Origin of the sequence: Brevundimonas sp. (assembly GCF_029946145.1) — a bacterium.
GTDB lineage: Bacteria > Pseudomonadota > Alphaproteobacteria > Caulobacterales > Caulobacteraceae > Brevundimonas.
The window spans coordinates 41566-58291 of sequence record NZ_JAQSDY010000026.1 but is presented as its reverse complement, the minus strand read 5'-3'; the positions used below and the strand labels follow the sequence as shown (position 1 = coordinate 58291).

Here is a 16726-nt window from a genome sequence, read left to right as displayed (position 1 = left end):
TAGATTGCTCCGAATCGGCCACTCGATCCAGGCGAGACCCATGCCTCTGTCCCACGCCCAACTATGGAAGGCGATCGACGGCCTGGCCCGGCGTGAGGGCCTCAGCGCCTCGGGTCTGGCGCGGCGGGCGGGCCTGGACGCGACCAGCTTCAACCCGTCCAAGCGATTCGGTCCCGGCGATCCGCCCCGCCCCCGCTGGCCCTCGACCGAGAGCCTGACCCGCATCCTTCAGGCGACGGGGCTGTCGCTGGGCGATTTCGCGTCGCTGGCGCTGGATGCGCCCGACCGGCCCTCCACCGCGCCCATGCTGGGCTTGGCCCGCGCGGGCGAGGACGGGTTTTTCGACGATGCGGGCCTGCCGACCGGGGACGGCTGGGAGCAGACCGAACTTCCGCAGCCGAAGGAGACCCTGTTCAGCCTCCGTATCGACGGCGATTCCATGGTTCCGCTGTATCGCGAGGGCGACCGGGTGCTGGTCGACCGCGACGCGACCCGCGTGCGCAAGGGCGACCGCGTCGTGGTTCGCACCACGTCCGGAGAAACCCTCGCCAAGGAGTTGGCGGCGATCACGACACGTTCGGTGACCCTGGCCTCCATCAATCCGGCCTATGAGCCCCGCACCCTGCCCCGCCGCGACATCGTCTGGATGGGCCGGGTGCTATGGGTCAGCCAGTAGGCGCGCGCTCAAGCAGCCAAAGGCGGTAGCGCCCGGCAAAAAAGGCCGCCCCTCTCGGGACGGCCTTGATGTCTGTGTGTCGGATCGCCCTAGTTGGCGGTGACGTAGTTGGCGTTCACCCAACCGCCGCCGGCGATCTGGACCCATTCGCCCTGCGAGCCGATGACGGCGAACGGCTGGCCGGCGCGCAGCGAGCCCGCCTGGCGATAGTTGGTGCCGGGGCCCGAGCGGATGCGCAGATTGGACGTGGCGCGGTACTGGGCGCCGCTGCTGGCCGTGGCGTCGGCCCGGGCGCGCTGCTGGTTGCAGCCGATGTAGGAGCCGGCGGCGGCGCCGGCGCCCGCGCCGGCCACGGCGCCGAGGGTGCGTTCATTGGACGAAATCCGGCTGCCGGCCAGGCCGCCGATGACCGCGCCGATCAGGGCGCCAGTGCGCTGACGTCCGCCGGGAGCGTCGCAGTTGGTGATGCCGTTGGCCTGTTGGGCCATCGAGGCGGTCGGGACCGCGGTCACCAGGGCTGCCAGGGCGGCGGCGGTGGCCAGGGTGGTGTTCATGAACTTCGACATGGTCTCTCCAATTCATCGAGGTTGGTCGATGACAGGCACAATGCCCCGTGGCGGATGAAGGCTCCCGGTGCGTCGCCGTTATATTCGGTTCATGTACGTTACCCACGGGCCGCGCCCGGAATGTCACGCGGCGGTCAGCTCGCCATTCGCGCCGGCCTCGATCAGCCGGATCGTCTGGGGCAGGCCGTAGATGGCCGCGAACGAACCGAACCGCGGCCCCTGTGACGCGCCCAGAAGCACCTCGTACAGCGCCCCGAACCAGCCGCGCAGCGGTTCGAACGCGTGTTCCTTACCGACGGCGTAGACCTCGCCCTGGATCAGCTCGCCGTCCGTGGTGTCCGACGGCAGGGCCTTCAACCGAGCCGCCAGATTCAGCAGCGCCGCCTTCTCCCTGTCGTCGGGCAGGCGGTACGACTTCGTCGGTTTCACGAAGTCCTCGTAATAGTTCAGCGCCCGCTCCATCAGCTGGTCCAGCAGGGGCTCGGTCTGCGGCGTCGCCTCGGGCAGGTATTTGGCGAAATAGGCCCACAGCTGGGCCTTGCTGGACGCATTGGCCACGCCGACCAGGTTCAGCAGCAGCGCGAACGACACCGGCGAGGTGTGGGCCGGCGGCGCGCCTGAGTGGATCGACCAGACGGCGTTGTCGATCCGCTTGGCCGGCTCCTGGGTCTTCCAGGCCTCGATGGCCGCCAGATAGTCGTCGATCGCGCGCGGGATGACGTTGAAATGCAGGCTCTTGGCCGACTTCGGCGACTGGAACATGTACCAGCTCAGCGACTCCGGCGTGCCGTAGCGCAGCCATTGCTCCATCGTCAGGCCGTTGCCCTTCGACTTGGAGATCTTCTTCCCTTCGACATCGAGGAAGAGCTCGTAGTTGAACCCCTCGGGCGGCACGCCGCCCAGCGCGCGGCAGACCTTCGAACTCTCGCGCACGCTCTCGATCAGGTCCTTGCCCGACATCTCGTAGTCGACGTCCAGCGCCGTCCAGCGCATGGCCCAGTCGGGTTTCCACTGCAGCTTCACATGGCCGCCGGCGACGGGGACTTCGGTGCGGCCGCCGGCGGGATCGTCGAAGACGATGGTCCCTTTCTCCACGTTGCGCTCCAGCGTCGGCACCTGCAGCACATGGCCGGTGACGGGGCTGACCGGCAGGAAGGGCGAATAGGTGGCGCGGCGCTCTTCGCCGAGGGTCGGCAGCATGATCGCCTGAACCGCGTCGAACCGCTCCAGCAGGGTCAGCAGCGTCGCGTCGAAGCGGCCGGACTTGTACTGCTCGGTCGAGGACAGAAACTCGTACTCAAAGCCGAAGCCGTCGAGGAAGGCGCGCAGGCGGGCGTTGTTGTGGGCCCCGAAGCTGTCGTGGGTGCCGAACGGGTCGCGCACCACGGTCAAGGGCTTGTGCAGGTCCTCGGCCAGCATCTCCGGATTGGGAACGCCTTCCGGAACCTTGCGCAGCCCGTCCATGTCGTCCGAGAAGGCGATCAGCCGCGTCGACCAGTGGTCACCGGTCAGGGCGCGGAAGGCGTTGCGCACCATGGTGGTGCGCGCCACCTCGCCGAAGGTGCCCATATGCGGCAGGCCGGACGGGCCGTAGCCCGTCTCGAAGACCACGGGCGCCCGCAGCGCCTCGAACGTCGCCAACGCCTCGTCGGCCTTGCCGGCGTCGATCAGCAGTTTCGCCGCATTCCGCTCTGCGTCGCTGAGCCGCTTCTTCAGCACATGGTCCAGCAGATTGCGGGCCTGTTCGAACGGCCAGGACCTGGCTTCGCGCGCGAGGGTTTCGAGGTTCTGCAGCATGGGAAGGGGCTTTGCAGGGTCGGGGGCGGCGGGTCAACGGCGAGGATCAAGGTACGAACGAAGGCGTTATCCCGGCGCTCCCATTCTTAGAGAGGCCATCATGACCTATCGCCGTTTCGCCGCAATGATCCTCGTCTCGACCATCGTCATGTACGGACTGATGTTTCTCAACACCTACGAGATCGACCACGTCCGCTTCAGCGAGACGCGGCTGTACATGGCGCTGATGATGGGGGCGGTCATGGCGGCCATCATGATGGGGTTCATGTGGTCCATGTATGAGAAGACGCGGATCAACCAGACGATCATCGCCCTCTCCATCGTGGTCTTCGCCGGTTCGCTGTGGCTGGTGCGCAGTCAGGCGACCGTCGGGGATGTCGCCTATATGAGGGCCATGATCCCCCACCACTCGATCGCCATTCTGACCAGCGAACGCGCCCATATCCGGGATCCCCGCGTCCGACAGCTGGCTGACGAAATCATCGAGGCCCAGGTGCGCGAGATCGCCGAGATGGACGCCCTGATCGCCGACCTGTCACGCGAACCGCCGCCCGCCGGCGCCCCCGACCTGCCGCCGAGCGCCGCGACGCAGTGAGGCGGCGGCAAGGGCGCCCTGGTCTTCACGACACGCGGGTGGTCCCCGCGCGCCTGTCCGACAGCCGCCTCTCAAGCACTTGGGCCAGCAGATTTCGGGCCTGTTCGAACGGCGAGGACCTGGCGTCGCGCGCGAGGGTTTCGAGGTTCTGCAGCATGGGCGGGGTTTGCAGGGACACGGGCCGGCGGTCACCGCCCCGCGTCACTGCCGCGCGAGCCCTGCCAGAGTCGCGGGAAGGTCAGCCTGAACCGCGCACCCCCGTCCTCGTTCTTCTGCTCGCACTTCAACGTGCCGCCCATTTGCGCCGTCAGGCTGACGACCACCTTCATCCCAAGGCCGGTGCTGGCGGCCGGGTCAAACGTATCCGGCAGCGGCGGTCCGTCATTCGAGACGCAGAGGTCGTGCACGCCGTTAATCAGGCGATACTCCACACCGATCTCGCCCTCGCCATATTTGGCCGCGTTGGTGATCAGCTCGTTGGCGACCAGTCCGAGCGATTGCACCATCCCCGAAGGCAGGAGCGACTCCGCGCCTTCGACGGTGATCTTGCGGTCCAGGGCGTCCGACAGATCGGCGCTCAGCCGCCTCAGGAAGGCCAGGACTTCAATCTCGATCCCCTCCTCGGCGTAGAAATTTCGATGAATCCGGGCCACGGTCGCGACCCGGTTGGCGGCGATCCGCAACTGCTCCGGGGCATCCATCGACCCCGATGCGCGGCTTTGCATGACCAGAAGGGAGGAGACGAACTGCAGGCTGTTGGCGACGCGATGGTCGATCTCCCGCGACATCAAATCCGCGTGCGCGGCCGCCTGTCGCGAGGCTCGCCGGAGTTCCATCTGGTCCATGACCACCGAGGCCAGGTCGGTGAGATCGTTCACGGCCCCCTCATCGGGTTCGCGGGGTTCGAAATCGATGACGCACAACGTCCCGAGGTTGAAGCCGTCATGGGTGGTCAGCGGCGCGGCGGCATAGAACCGCAATCCGAACTCGCCCGCGACCAGCGGATTGGCCAGTGACCGGGGATCCAGCTTGGCGTCGGTCAGGACATAGGTCTCGGTCGACAGGATCGCAGACGCGCACAGACCGGGCGCCCGATCGATCTCGGAAACGTCGAGGCCGTGGTGCGACTTGAACCAGATGCGGTCGTTGTCAACGATGCTGATGATGGCGATCGGCGTCCTGAACCGGCGAGCCGCGATGGCGGCCAGGCGATCAAACGACCCGTCCGGAGGCGTATCGAGGATGTCATAGCGCCTGACAGCGTCAAGACGGAGAGCTTCGCGACCTTCGCCGGCGACATCAATCGGGACAGGCATTCAACGAACTCACATCGGCGCGAAGATCATCTATCGCCCACCGGGTCGGTTCCGCAAATCGCGGATCATACCGACGGTCTCCTGAACGGGGGCAAACGTGGGGAGTTCCCAAGGCTTGACTGATCGCCTCGTGTGCGTGACGCCAACCCATGCGCACCGCCGATTTCGATTTCGACCTGCCGGACGACCACATCGCGCTCCGCCCCGCCGAGCCGCGGGATTCCGCGCGCCTGCTGGTGGTGCGCGACGGCGGGCTGGAAGACCGGATCGTCCGCGACCTGCCCGACTTCCTGCGCCCCGGCGACGCCCTGGTGTTCAATGACACGCGGGTGATCCCGGCGCGGCTGTCGGGGGTGCGCGAGCGGGTCGGCCAGGAAGGCGAGACCCTGACCGTCGCCGTCGAGGCCACCCTGCATCACCGCGACGCGCCCGACGTCTGGTCGGCCTTCATGAAGCCCGGCAAGCGGATCAAGGCGGGGGACCGCATCCGGTTTGGCGCTGCGAGTGACGGCGCCTGCCTGCTCGGCCGCCTCGACGCGACCGCGGTCGACAAGGGCGACGACGGCCTGGTCATCCTGTGTTTCGACCTCGCGGGCCCTGCACTCGACGAGGCCATTCGCGATGTCGGGGTCATGCCCCTGCCCCCCTATATCGCCGCGAAACGGGCCGAGGACGACCGCGACCGGTCGGACTATCAGACCCTGTTCGCCAAATGGGACGGCTCGGTCGCCGCGCCGACGGCCGGCCTGCATTTCACCCCGGCCCTGATGGCGGCGATCGAGGCGAAGGGCGTCTCGACCCATGCGGTGACCCTGCACGTGGGGGCCGGCACCTTCCTGCCGGTCAAGGCCGACGACACCGCCGACCACAGGATGCATTCCGAGTGGGGCGAGGTCTCCGCCCAAACCGCCGCCGCCCTGAACGCCGTCCACGCCGCCGGCGGTCGCATCGTCTGCGTCGGCACCACCAGCCTCCGCCTGCTGGAGAGCGCTGCGACGGAGGCCGGTGAGATCCGGCCCTTCCACGGCGATACGGCGATATTCATCACCCCTGGCTACCGATTCCGCGCCGTCGACGTGCTGATGACCAATTTCCACCTGCCGAAATCGACCCTGTTCATGCTCGTTAGCGCCTTCGCCGGCCTGGAGACGATGAAGGCGGCCTATGCCCATGCGGTGAGGGACGGCTACCGCTTCTATTCCTACGGGGACGGCAGCCTGCTATTCCGGACCGACTGATCCGGGGGGACTTCATGCACTACATCCGCACAGCGTCGTTTGGCGGCCTCTTCACGACCACCTTCCTCGTCGCGGCGAGCTTTCAGGTCGCCGCGACCCTTCTGGGCCTGATTCTGGCGGTGCTCTCTCCGGGGCTCTTCAACATGAACGGCGTTCCGGCCACGACGCCGGTCGGGGCGATCAGTGTGCTGATTTTCCTGCTCTGCTTCGCCCTGTTCATGAACGCGGCGATCTCGGCTCTCGGCGCCGCGGTGGTGCTGGGCTGGCGTCGCTTCCTGCCGAGGCAGCCCAAGGCCTGAACCAAGCCCGCCCGGGCTCCGAGGTGACGCGCCGGGCTTTAGGCGCTAAGGCCACCGCCCCATGCCCTTTCCTTTTGACATCTCCGCCACCGAAGGCCGCGCCCGCACCGGCGTGCTGAAGACCCCGCGCGGCGACATCCGCACGCCCGCGTTCATGCCCGTCGGCACCGCCGCCACGGTCAAGGCCATGACGGTGGATCAGGTCGCCCAGACCGGCGCCGACATCATCCTGGGCAACACCTACCACCTGATGCTGCGTCCCGGTCCCGAGCGGATGGAGCGGCTGGGCGGGCTGCACAAATTCATGGGCTGGAACAAGCCGATCCTGACTGACAGCGGCGGTTTCCAGGTCATGTCCCTGGCCGGCATTTCGAAGGTGAAGGAAGAGGCCGTCACCTTCGCCAGCCATATCGATGGCTCGAAACACGTCCTCAGCCCCGAACGCTCGATCGAGATCCAGGCCGACCGCATCGGCGCCGACATCTCCATGCAGCTGGACCAGTGCGTCTCCTGGCCGGCCGAGGAGCCCGCCGCCCGCGCCGCCATGGAACTGTCGGCCCGCTGGGGCGCGCGCTCGAAGGCCGCCTTCGGCGTGCGCGAGACCCAGGCCCTGTTCGGCATCCAGCAGGGCTCGACCTTCAGAAATCTGCGCCGCGAGTCCTCGGACCGACTGCGCGAGGTCGGCTTCGACGGTTACGCCATCGGCGGCCTGGCCGTCGGAGAGGGCCATCAGGCCATGTGCGACGTCCTGGACTATGCGCCCGACATGCTGCCCGCCGACCGCCCCCGCTATCTGATGGGCGTCGGCAAGCCCGTTGATCTCGTGGAGGCGGTCTGGCGCGGCGTCGACATGTTCGACTGCGTCCTGCCTACCCGTGCCGGCCGCCACGGCCAGGCCTGGACCTGGGAAGGGCCGATGAACCTCAAGAACGCCCGCTTCGCCGAGGACCAGGACCCGCTGGACCCTACCCTCGCCTGCCCCGCTTCATCCCAATATTCAAAAGCTTATCTGCATCACCTGATCCGCGCCGACGAAATCCTCGGCAAGGTTCTGCTGAGCTGGCACAACATCGCCTTCTTCCAGGCCCTGACGGCGGCGATGCGGGCCGCGATCGCCGAGGGCCGTTTCGAGGCCTTCCGACGGGATTTCCACGCCCGGCATACCTCCAACGGCTAGCGCTGGCTGCCGCCCCGCGGGCGGAACCACGCCGGAGCGGCGGGCGGGGCGCAGTTGCGCTGCATTCCCACCCCTTTCAGGAAGCTGCGCCGCATCCGCCCCGCCTGGACGGCGGACTGGACGTGGCGGCTGTGTTGCTCCGCGCCCGAAAGCCGGCGGATCCAGCCGCGGCCCGGGATGAAGTCGGTCGTGGCGTCCCGGACGGCGTCCAGCGCCGCCTCCGCCGTCGCATCCGCCGCCCGTTCGCTGAGGTACGAGCCGTCCGGCGCGGGCGGCTCGTCGGTGTCTGGCCCCAGCGCCTCGTTCAGTCGGGCGATCTCGGCCCCGATGGTGGCGCACCGGGTCAGGTTGCGCAGGTCGTAGGGGTTGGCCTCGGCCTGCAACAGGACGGTCGGGATGTACTCCCGCCGCAGGTTCAGGTCATCCAGCGGCGCTGTCGCCGCGGCGCCCAGCCCCGCCCCGAACTGGCGCGCGCCGTCCATGGCCGAACCTCCGGCCTGGCAGCCGGCGAGGACTGTCGCGATCGCGAGCATGAACAGGGTCGGGCGCATCCCTCCTTCAACCACGGCAGGCGTCGCGGCGAAAGCGCTTCACGGCTGCGCAAATCCGGTTAGGCTCCCACTGCATGTTTCAGTTCATAAAAACGTGGTTCGCGCAGCAGCAGTGCCAACACGACTTCAAATACAGCCGCACCAAGCCCGGGACCCTGGTCTGCAAGAAGTGCCGCGCGCGCCGGCCGAAGCCGCGCTGACGCCCGGTGCTGAAGAGGGGGTGGTACGTCCTCTCGGGCTCGAACCGAGGACCCTCTGATTAAAAGTCAGATGCTCTAACCAACTGAGCTAAGGACGCACACCTGCGGGATCGCGTTCGCGACCCGGCGACGCGCCTTCTGTTGCAATCCGGCGTCCGGGTCAAGCGCCGGGTCGACGGATTGAGGGCTCCGGGCTAGGCATCGGTCATGAAACCCCTGTCCGGCCTGCGCATCATCGAGTTCGACGGCCTCGGGCCAGTGACCTTCGCCGGCATGGTCCTGGCCGACCTCGGCGCTGACGTGCTGCGCCTGACACGCAGCGCCAGCGCGGGCGCACCGGTGTTCTCCGACGTGGGCGGCGAGGTTCTTCATCGCGGACGATCATCCGTCGCCGTCAATCTGAAGGACGCTGGGGACCAGGCCCGGATCCTCGACATGATCGCCGTTGCGGACGGCCTGATCGAGGGTTTTCGGCCCGGCGTCATGGAACGGCTGGGTCTCGGACCCGACGTCTGCGCGGCGCGGAACCCGCGTCTCGTCTACGGCCGCGTGACCGGATGGGGCCAGACGGGGCCCAAGGCGGCGGAGGTCGGGCATGACATCAACTACATCGCCCTGAGCGGGGCCCTCCACGCCATGGGAGAGCCCGACCGGCCGCCCCGGCCGCCGCTGAACCTGATCGGCGACTACGGCGGCGGGGCCATGATGCTGGTCACCGGCGTACTCGCCGGGCTCCTGGAAGCCCGACGCACCGGCGCCGGGCGGGTCGTGGACGCCGCCATGACCGACGGCTCGGCCCTGCTGATGAGCCTGTTCCACGCGCTCGCGGGCCGCGGCCTGTGGAGCGATGCGCGCGGGGCCAATCTGCTGGACGGCGGCGCCCCCTTCTATCGCTGCTTCGCCTGCCGCGACGGCCGGTTCGTCGCCGTCGGAGCCCTGGAGCCGCAGTTCTACGCCGCCCTGCTGACAGGCCTGGGCCTCCGCGAGGACGAAGCCCCGCAATACGACATGGCGAACTGGCCGGCGCTGCACGCCCGGCTGGAAGCGGCTTTCGCGACCCGGGACCGCGACGACTGGGCGGCGCTGTTCGAAGGCTCCGACGCCTGTGTTACCCCGGTGCTGTCGCTCGCCGAAGCGCCGCTCCATCCCCACAACGCCGCTCGAAACACCTTCAGCGCCACCCGCCCGCCCCAGCCCGCCCCGGCCCCCAGGTTCGCGGGATCGAACGCGCCTCCCGAACCCCAGGGAGCCGCCCTGTCGGTCGCCGAGGCCCTGGCCCGCTGGAGCTGAGCAGTCGCGACGTGGACTCCCCCGACACAGGGCTGCAAAATCTTGTCCTGCCGCCGCCTGGCGTGGTGACCCTCGCCCCGTTCAAGGCTATGGAACGGGCGAACCGGTCGCGCGTTGGAAGGCCGATCCGGGGGAGACGCCATCCATGAAACGACTCATCGCCTGTCTGGTCCTGACCAGCGCCCTGACCGCCGCGGCCTGCGACGATCCCCAGGCTTCGAACGAGCCTGAAACCGCTGACATCACGATGGACGAACCGGTCGCCCCCGCCGCCGAAGACGCCGGCGTCCCGGTCGCCGCCCCCAGCGCGGTCGACACGCCGCCCGTGGACTCGACCACCCTTCCTCCCGAGAAGCGGACGTCCGAAGAGTCGGTCAAACCCGAAAGCGAAACCCTCTTCTACTGATCCGGCCGCCGATCGCGCGGCGGCTCCCTGCCCTGACGAAAGTTTCAGTTTGACGCCACGGCACGCCCTGTTTCTCGTCAGCACGGCGGGTCTCGCTCTTCTCGCGTCCGCCGCCCATGCAGACCCGCGCGCGCAGATCCGCGGCGAGATGGACGCCGAGCTTCGCGCGCAGCTTGTCCGGGCCGTCGGCGAGGTCGACGATCCGCCTTCGAACCGGTTTGAAGCCCGCCGGCGCGCGCGCGGCGCCATGGAGGCCGCCGAGGCCTTGCTGAGGTCCGAGGGCTATTACCAGCCCGTGCTGGAAGATGCGGTCGAGGGCGAGGAAAATCCCGTCGCCATCGTCAACGTCACGCCTGGCCGACGGTTCGTGCTGACCGATCCCCGCGTGCAGTGGACCGCTCCCGCGCCGGACGCCGAATCGGAGACCGCCGCACTCCACGAAGTCGCGGTCAAAGCCGCCCAGGCCGGCCGGGCCGGCGACGTCATCGCCGCCGAGGGCCGGGTCGTCGCCGCCCTGACGCGTCGCGGCTATGCCGACGCGGCGGCCGAGCCCCGGCGTGTCGTCGTCGACCATGCGGCCTTCACCGTCCAGCCCAGCTATCGAATCTCGTCCGGCGCCCTGGTGCGTCTGGACGGTGTGCGGCTCGAGACCCGCGGCCCCACCAATCCCGCCTGGGTGACGAGCCTGGCGCCGTGGTCCGAAGGCGAGGTCTACGATCCCGAGGACGTCGCCGAGCTGGAGCGGCGGCTGTTGGAAACCGGCGTCTATGACGGCGTCGGCGTGGCCCTGGCGCCCCGCGAGCAGAACCTGAGCAACGGCAACCGCCCCATCGTCGTCACCCTGACCGACCGCCCCCGTCGGATCCTGGAGGCAGGCGCGACCTTCTCGACGGCCGAAGGATCGGGCCTCGACCTGATCTGGACCTGGCACAACCATTTCGGACGCGCCGACACCATCGTCTGGCAGGCGCGGGCGGCCGATGTCGACAGCCGGCTGGGCGTCAGTCTGGGCCTGCCGCACTGGCGGCGGCCGGGCGAGACCCTGAGGCTGTCCGCGGCCGTGCTGAACGAGGATACGGACGCCTATCGCCGCACAGCCCTGTCCCTGGCCGCCGACCTTCAGCAGCGCCTCGGCAAGACGTCATACATCAGCTACGGAGTCGGTTTCGATGCTGGCAAATATGACGAGAACCGGTTCGATCCGGTCACCCGGCTGCCGATCAATTTCGACCGTGATCTGATCATCCTCACCGGCCGGGCCAGCGCTTTCCTGGACCGGTCAAACGATCCCCTCGATCCGACGACCGGCTGGCGGCTGTCCGCCTGGGCCCAGCCCACCGCCGTGTCTGGCGAGGATACGACCATCTTCCTGCGCACCGAGGCCCAGGTCACCGCCTATCTGCCGCTTCAGGACGGCGCGAAGACCGTGCTGGCGGGACGCGCCCGCCTCGGCTCCATCGTTGGCGGCGCCGAACTGACCATTCCGTCCGATCGCCTGTTTTACTCGGGGGGCGGCGGCTCGGTGCGGGGTTTTGAATACCAGGGCGTCGGACCGCGCCTTCCCGACAACACGCCGCGCGGGGGCCTCAGCCTGATCGAGGCCTCGGTCGAGATTCGCCGCGACGTCTGGCGCAATTTCCAGGCCGTGGCTTTCGTCGACGCGGGTGCGATCGGTTTCCAGGAAACGCCGGACTTCGGCAACCTGCGCTACGGCGCCGGCTTCGGCGTCCGTTACAAGCTGCCGTTCGGACCGATCCGGGCCGATATCGCCTTCCCGCTGGACCGCCGTGAGGGCGACGCGGACTTTCAGGTCTATGTCAGTATCGGACAGGCGTTTTGACCGACGCCCCGCCTCCTGTGGAAACACCTGACACGCCGGCCGAGACGGCGAAGAGGAAGCGCACGCGCCTGCAGGCCATCGCCTTCTTCGGCGGCATGGCGGCGGCCGTCATCGCGGCCCTGCTGATCGTCGTCATGGTCGGCGGACGCATGTATCTGTTGTCCGGCCCGGGCCGCGAGCTGGTCACCAGCTTCGTCGCCGGCAAGAAGCTGGGCCGCTACGGCCGCATCAATGTCGAGGGCGTGCGCGGCGACCTGTTCGATGACTTCACCATCGACCGCGTCACCGTCACCGACGCCAGGGGCGTCTGGCTGGAAGCCCGCAAGGTTCGCGTCGACTGGGACTGGTGGCCGCTGATGGCGCGCGAGTTCCACGCCACCAATGTCGAAGCCCAGGTCATTCGTCTGATCCGGCGCCCTGAGGTCGAACCCACGACCACCCCGCCCGGCCCCCAGCCCCTGTCGGTCGATATCGACCGCTTCTCCGCCGACGTCGAGTTGCTGGAAGGCTTCAGCCAGGAATATGGCCGCTGGCGGCTGTCGGGCGAGGCCGATGTGCCGCGGAAAGGCCCGAAGAAGGCGATCATCAACGCCGCCAGCAACAGCCGGCCCGGCGACTATCTGCGCGTCAACGCCACGCTCGGAGCGAAGATCACCGACCTGCGGCTGAACCTGCGCGCCAACGAGGCGCAGGGCGGCCCCATCGCGGGGGCGCTGGGCTATTCGCCGGACAGACCGTTCTTCGCCACGGCGGTGGTCAATGGCTCGGTCATCGACGCCACGGTCCGCACCGGCGACTTCGTTCCCCTGGTGATCAAGGGACGGTACGGCGGGAACCTGACGCGGATCTCCGGCTTCGCCGACTTCTCCGGATCAGACCTGCTGGCGCCGTTTGCCCGGCGGATCGGCCGCACGGCCCGGTTCGGCTTCGCCACCTCGACCGACAGCGACAGGGATGGCCTGCACGGTGTCGGCTGGCGGCTGATCGCCGACAATCTGAACGCCAGCGCCAGCGGCGACATCCGGCTAAGCGACCGCAGCAGTCCGGCCGGCGTCACCCTGGACATATCGACGCCTTCCCTGACCCGCCTGGTCGGCCAGCGCGCGGCGGGGCCGGCAGCCTGGAAGGGACTGTTCAAGGGCGACGTCTCTGCATGGGCCCTTACGGGATCGGCGGACCTGCTGGCTGTCGAGGTCTCGAGCTACCGGGCCCGGCGTGTGAGCGGGCCGTTGAACGCTCGCATGCGCCTGGGGCGGCTGGATCTGGACGGCGACATTCGCGCCGCCGGCGGCTCCAATGCCGGAATCGTGGGCGGTCTTCTGGGAAGCCAGCCACGCGTCTCGTTCGAAGCGGCCCGGCTGGCGGACGGCGCGATTCTGCTGGAGCGGGTGCAGGCGACCGGCCAGGCGCTGACCCTGTCCGGATCGGGCGGCCGAAGCCTGACGGGCGGTCTGGGATTCCGCGGCGAGGCCCGGATCACCGACGTCTCCCGCCTCCGCAAGGGCGCGCGCGGCGCGTTCGGCGGCCCCATCACCGCCTCCATGACGCGGGCGGGACAGCCGTGGCGACTGACATTCGACGCCCGGGGCCGCGGGCTGGCGACCGGCATGGCGGAACTGGACCGGCTCCTCGGCACGACACCGCGGCTCCAGCTGACCGGCGCGCTCAACGGCGGGCGGATCGAGGTCGAACGCGCCGTGCTGACCGGAGCCCAGGGGACCGCCGGCGCGCGCGGTCTGATCGAAGGGGACGGGCGGCTGCGGCTGGCGCTGAACTGGAACGCCCGAGGTCCTTTCGGAGTGGGTCCGGTCGCCATCGACGGGGCGATGACCGGGGACGGAGCCCTGACCGGCACCCTCGCCCGGCCCAGAGCGGATTTGACGGCGAAATTCGGCAAGCTGAGCGCCGGTGCGCTGGTCCTGACGGATGCGGACATGGTGCTGAGCTTCCGGCGCGGCGCCGACGCCTCCGACGGCCGCATCGCCCTGACCGCCGGATCGAACTATGGACCCGCACGCGCCAGCGGGAATTTCTTCCTCGGCGGCGACCGCATCCGCCTCACGGATGTGGATCTGAACGCAGGCGGCGTCACGGCCCAGGGCGCGATCGCCCTGTCCAACAGTTTCCCGTCCAGCGCCGACCTGACGTTCACCGCACGGCCCGGCGCCTTCCTCGCTTCGGGGACCGCCGACGGCCGTGTCCGTCTGACCGACGGCGACGGAGCGGAGACGGCGATCCTGGACGTGACAGGACGCAACGTCCGCCTGACGGGATCCGGCTGGGTGATCCGGACCCTCGACCTCAACGGCCGCGGGACCCTGTCGCGCCTGCCCTTCACGCTCAAGACCGACATCGGCGGCGCGACTCCGGTCTCCTTCGACGGAACCGGCGTCTACTCCCGCGAAGGGGCTGCCCAGTCGGTGGTGCTGGAGGGTTCTGGTCGGGTCCGCGAGATCGCCTTCACGACGCGCAACCCCGCCGTCATCGCCCTTTCGGGTGATGGACGCGTGGCGCGGGTCGATCTCGGCATCGGCGGCGGCGTCCTTCTGGGCGAACTGCGTCAGGATTCCCGCGCCGCCATCATCGAGGCCAATCTGACCAGCGTCGACCTCGGAACCGTGGTGCGCGACATGCGCGGATCCATGACCGGCCGCCTGTCGTTGCGGGGCGCCGGCGACGACCTGTCGGGTTCGGCCAACCTGGCGCTGCAGGACGTTCGCAGCGTCGATGCGCCGCGTGGCCTGGCGGTCGATGGAACGCTGAACGCGATCCTGGTCAACCACACCCTGCGGGTTCAGGCCCAGGCCAATGACGGCGACGCCGTCCGCGCCACGGCGGACGTCACCCTGCCCGTGGTGGCGTCGGCCGTTCCCTTGCGGCTGGCGATCGTGCGCACCGGCGCCATGTCGGGCGACGTCTCCATCCAGGGCCAGATTCAGCCGATCTGGGACCTGCTGGCCGGCGGCGAGCGGTCCCTGACCGGTCAGGTGAACGCCCGCGCCACCCTGGCTGGATCACTCGCCGAACCGCGCATCAACGGACGGCTCGACCTGCAACAGGGAACCTTCCGCGACAGCGCCACCGGCGTGCGGCTTGAGAACGTCACCCTCGCCAGCCGCTTCGACGACACCACGGGCCTCGTGGAAGCCTTCAGCGCGGTGGACGGCGCGGGCGGCTCGGTGACAGGCAACGGGCGCATAGGCCTGCGACAGGGGTCCGGCTCCAGCTTCCAGCTGCTGCTGAACCGGTTCCGGATCATCGACAACGACATTGCCGAGGCCCGGGCGTCCGGACCTCTTACCGTGACGCGCGGCCAGGACGGCAACATCACCCTGACAGGCGAGATGGACATCGACGAAGCCCGCATCGAGGCCAATCCGCCGGGCTCGAACGGCATCGTCCGCATGGATGTGGTCGAGATCAACAAGCCGGGGGGGGATGTCCCGGAAGAGGAGCAGAACCAGCAGCGTGGACTTCAATTCGGCCTCAACATCGGCCTGCGGTCTCCCGGCGGCGATGTGCGCGTCGTCGGCCGCGGCCTGAACGTGGAGATGAACGTCAATGCCCGGGTGACGGGCACCATCAGCCGGCCGATCCTCAGCGGCACGGCGCGGGTCGTGCGCGGCGACTACGATTTCGCCGGCAAGCGGTTCGTGTTCGACGAGCGCGGAACGGTCAGCCTGTCGACAAATCCTGAACTCATCCGGCTGGACCTCACCGCGACGCGCGACGACCCGGCGCTGACGGCCACCATTCGCGTCACGGGAACGGCGGCCAGGCCGGAGATCGCCCTGACCTCGACCCCCGCCCTGCCCCAGGACGAAATCCTGTCCCAGGTGCTGTTCGGACGGTCGGCGTCCCAGCTGTCGGCGTTCGAGGCCGCCCAGTTGGCGGCGGGCGTCGCGGCCCTCGCGGGCGGTGGCGGTTTCGACGTCATCGGCAACCTGCGCGAACTGGCCGGTCTCGACCGGCTGTCGTTCGGCGGCGAGGCGTCGGGCCTCACCGTCGCCGGCGGGCGCTATATCAACGACAATGTCTATCTGGAGATCATCGGCGGCGGGGAGAGCGGCGCGGCCGTGAACGTCGAATGGCAGGTGCGCCGCAACCTGACCATCAGCTCGAAATTCGGCGGACAGGGCGAGGCCAGTCTGTCGATCCGCTGGCGCCGCCAGTCACGGCAGCCGGGCGCCGATCGCGAGGACCGGCGCCCGAACCGCTAGGCTTGGTATTTCGCGGCGTTTGTCCGGATCTTGTCCAGGGCGCTGGCGCCCCGGATCGCCGCGACATGCATGATCGCGGCGACGGACAGGGCGACAAGGGTGAACACCGTCAGCCACATCGGCTGGCCGCCAGAGAACGCGGGCGCGAAGATCGAGATAAGCGCTCCGCCCAGCCCCCAGATCACCAGAACCAGGAACAGGATCGGCAGCACCTGGTTCGGTTTCCGCCACTGGACGAACGCGAGGACCAGTTGCAGCACGACAAAGGCGCCGGTCATGCCCAGACCGATCTGGGACTGCTGCGCCAGGGCGGCGGGGTCGGGCGCCTGACCGGTAAACTGTTCGACCATTCGGCCGGCTGCCTCGACCGCCTCCGGCGTCGACGCGTACCAGCCGGCCACCGCCTGATTGATCGCGCCTATCACCATGCCGACGGCGCTGACCCGGGCGGCCGCAAGCGCCACATCCTCCGTCGTCAGTGGCGCGGTGGGGTTCATCGCCTTGATAAGATCGGTCATTCTCTTGTTCCTCCCGAGGATGTCGCGAGCCTACCCC

At 68.7% G+C, this 16726-nt stretch carries 14 protein-coding genes, 1 tRNA gene and 1 pseudogene; 9 read left to right on the top strand and 7 right to left on the bottom strand.

From position 1 onward, the window contains the following. The first annotated feature begins 40 nt into the window (after positions 1-40). Positions 41-676: a helix-turn-helix transcriptional regulator gene (locus tag PSV23_RS11555; RefSeq protein ID WP_300469084.1), complete on the top strand. Its 636-nt coding sequence runs from the start codon at positions 41-43 to the stop codon at positions 674-676. Between the two features lie 89 nt (positions 677-765). Here the strand turns inward: PSV23_RS11555 and PSV23_RS11550 are convergent, their stop codons facing one another. Continuing rightward, positions 766-1242 (bottom strand): SH3 domain-containing protein, encoded by a 477-nt coding sequence (locus PSV23_RS11550; protein WP_300469082.1) that lies wholly within the window; start codon positions 1240-1242, stop codon positions 766-768. Positions 1243-1365: 123 nt separating this feature from the next. Beyond that, positions 1366-3039, bottom strand: a complete 1674-nt coding sequence (locus PSV23_RS11545; protein ID WP_300469079.1) for a lysine--tRNA ligase — start codon at positions 3037-3039, stop codon at positions 1366-1368. A gap of 100 nt (positions 3040-3139) precedes the next feature. On the opposite strand from PSV23_RS11545, the gene PSV23_RS11540 reads away from it, so the two are divergent. Beyond that, positions 3140-3634, top strand: coding sequence for a DUF305 domain-containing protein (locus PSV23_RS11540; RefSeq protein WP_300469076.1), 495 nt, complete (start codon positions 3140-3142; stop codon positions 3632-3634). 52 nt (positions 3635-3686) lie between these two features. On the opposite strand, the pseudogene PSV23_RS11535 reads toward PSV23_RS11540, so the two are convergent. Next, positions 3687-3791: pseudogene (locus tag PSV23_RS11535) on the bottom strand (hypothetical protein); the annotation flags it as partial. Between the two features lie 31 nt (positions 3792-3822). Further along, complete coding sequence (locus PSV23_RS11530) at positions 3823-4950, bottom strand: sensor histidine kinase (RefSeq protein ID WP_300469069.1); 1128 nt, start codon at positions 4948-4950, stop codon at positions 3823-3825. Positions 4951-5099: 149 nt separating this feature from the next. On the opposite strand from PSV23_RS11530, the gene queA reads away from it, so the two are divergent. From queA to tgt, 3 genes are all read left to right on the top strand, one after another. Beyond that, positions 5100-6188, top strand: a complete 1089-nt coding sequence (gene queA / locus PSV23_RS11525; protein WP_300469065.1) for a tRNA preQ1(34) S-adenosylmethionine ribosyltransferase-isomerase QueA — start codon at positions 5100-5102, stop codon at positions 6186-6188. 14 nt (positions 6189-6202) lie between these two features. Then, the gene (locus PSV23_RS11520; RefSeq protein WP_300469062.1) at positions 6203-6487 is read left to right on the top strand and encodes a hypothetical protein; all 285 of its coding nucleotides are present in this window, start codon (positions 6203-6205) and stop codon (positions 6485-6487) included. Between the two features lie 61 nt (positions 6488-6548). Then, positions 6549-7664 carry a tRNA guanosine(34) transglycosylase Tgt gene (gene tgt, locus PSV23_RS11515; RefSeq protein ID WP_300469061.1) on the top strand — a complete coding sequence of 372 codons (1116 nt, stop codon included), beginning with the start codon at positions 6549-6551 and terminating at the stop codon, positions 7662-7664. Here the strand turns inward: tgt and PSV23_RS11510 are convergent. Together PSV23_RS11510 and PSV23_RS11505 are read right to left on the bottom strand one after the other, a co-directional pair. Further along, entirely contained in the window at positions 7661-8215 is a 555-nt protein-coding gene (locus tag PSV23_RS11510) for a hypothetical protein (RefSeq protein WP_300469060.1), read from the bottom strand. The two genes, tgt and PSV23_RS11510, sit on opposite strands and share 4 nt — an antisense overlap. A gap of 221 nt (positions 8216-8436) precedes the next feature. Beyond that, positions 8437-8513: transfer RNA gene (locus PSV23_RS11505), tRNA-Lys, on the bottom strand. A gap of 109 nt (positions 8514-8622) precedes the next feature. On the opposite strand from PSV23_RS11505, the gene PSV23_RS11500 reads away from it, so the two are divergent. The 4 genes from PSV23_RS11500 to PSV23_RS11485 all read left to right on the top strand — a co-directional run bounded on the left by PSV23_RS11500 (position 8623) and on the right by PSV23_RS11485 (position 16171). After that, positions 8623-9705: a CaiB/BaiF CoA-transferase family protein gene (locus PSV23_RS11500; protein WP_300469059.1), complete on the top strand. Its 1083-nt coding sequence runs from the start codon at positions 8623-8625 to the stop codon at positions 9703-9705. 145 nt (positions 9706-9850) lie between these two features. Then, on the top strand, positions 9851-10111 hold the full coding sequence (locus PSV23_RS11495; protein WP_300469057.1) for a hypothetical protein: 261 nt from the start codon (positions 9851-9853) through the stop codon (positions 10109-10111). A gap of 49 nt (positions 10112-10160) precedes the next feature. Beyond that, positions 10161-11951, top strand: a complete 1791-nt coding sequence (locus tag PSV23_RS11490) for an autotransporter assembly complex family protein (RefSeq protein WP_300469055.1) — start codon at positions 10161-10163, stop codon at positions 11949-11951. After that, positions 11948-16171, top strand: coding sequence for a translocation/assembly module TamB domain-containing protein (locus PSV23_RS11485; RefSeq protein WP_300469052.1), 4224 nt, complete (start codon positions 11948-11950; stop codon positions 16169-16171). The genes PSV23_RS11490 and PSV23_RS11485 overlap by 4 nt, the downstream gene beginning before the upstream one ends. Here PSV23_RS11485 and PSV23_RS11480 read toward each other — a convergent pair. Next, the gene (locus tag PSV23_RS11480; RefSeq protein ID WP_300469050.1) at positions 16168-16689 is read right to left on the bottom strand and encodes a hypothetical protein; all 522 of its coding nucleotides are present in this window, start codon (positions 16687-16689) and stop codon (positions 16168-16170) included. The two genes, PSV23_RS11485 and PSV23_RS11480, sit on opposite strands and share 4 nt — an antisense overlap. Positions 16690-16726 lie beyond the last annotated feature (37 nt).

Coding starts and splice junctions, on each gene's coding strand:
- PSV23_RS11530 (WP_300469069.1), bottom strand. CDS start 4,950: ATGCCTGTCCCGATTGATGTCGCCGGCGAAGGTCGCGAAGCTCTCCGT.
- tgt (WP_300469061.1), top strand. CDS start 6,549: ATGCCCTTTCCTTTTGACATCTCCGCCACCGAAGGCCGCGCCCGCACC.
- PSV23_RS11510 (WP_300469060.1), bottom strand. CDS start 8,215: ATGCGCCCGACCCTGTTCATGCTCGCGATCGCGACAGTCCTCGCCGGC.
- PSV23_RS11550 (WP_300469082.1), bottom strand. CDS start 1,242: ATGTCGAAGTTCATGAACACCACCCTGGCCACCGCCGCCGCCCTGGCA.
- queA (WP_300469065.1), top strand. CDS start 5,100: ATGCGCACCGCCGATTTCGATTTCGACCTGCCGGACGACCACATCGCG.
- PSV23_RS11545 (WP_300469079.1), bottom strand. CDS start 3,039: ATGCTGCAGAACCTCGAAACCCTCGCGCGCGAAGCCAGGTCCTGGCCG.
- PSV23_RS11540 (WP_300469076.1), top strand. CDS start 3,140: ATGACCTATCGCCGTTTCGCCGCAATGATCCTCGTCTCGACCATCGTC.
- PSV23_RS11480 (WP_300469050.1), bottom strand. CDS start 16,689: ATGACCGATCTTATCAAGGCGATGAACCCCACCGCGCCACTGACGACG.
- PSV23_RS11500 (WP_300469059.1), top strand. CDS start 8,623: ATGAAACCCCTGTCCGGCCTGCGCATCATCGAGTTCGACGGCCTCGGG.
- PSV23_RS11555 (WP_300469084.1), top strand. CDS start 41: ATGCCTCTGTCCCACGCCCAACTATGGAAGGCGATCGACGGCCTGGCC.
- PSV23_RS11495 (WP_300469057.1), top strand. CDS start 9,851: ATGAAACGACTCATCGCCTGTCTGGTCCTGACCAGCGCCCTGACCGCC.
- PSV23_RS11520 (WP_300469062.1), top strand. CDS start 6,203: ATGCACTACATCCGCACAGCGTCGTTTGGCGGCCTCTTCACGACCACC.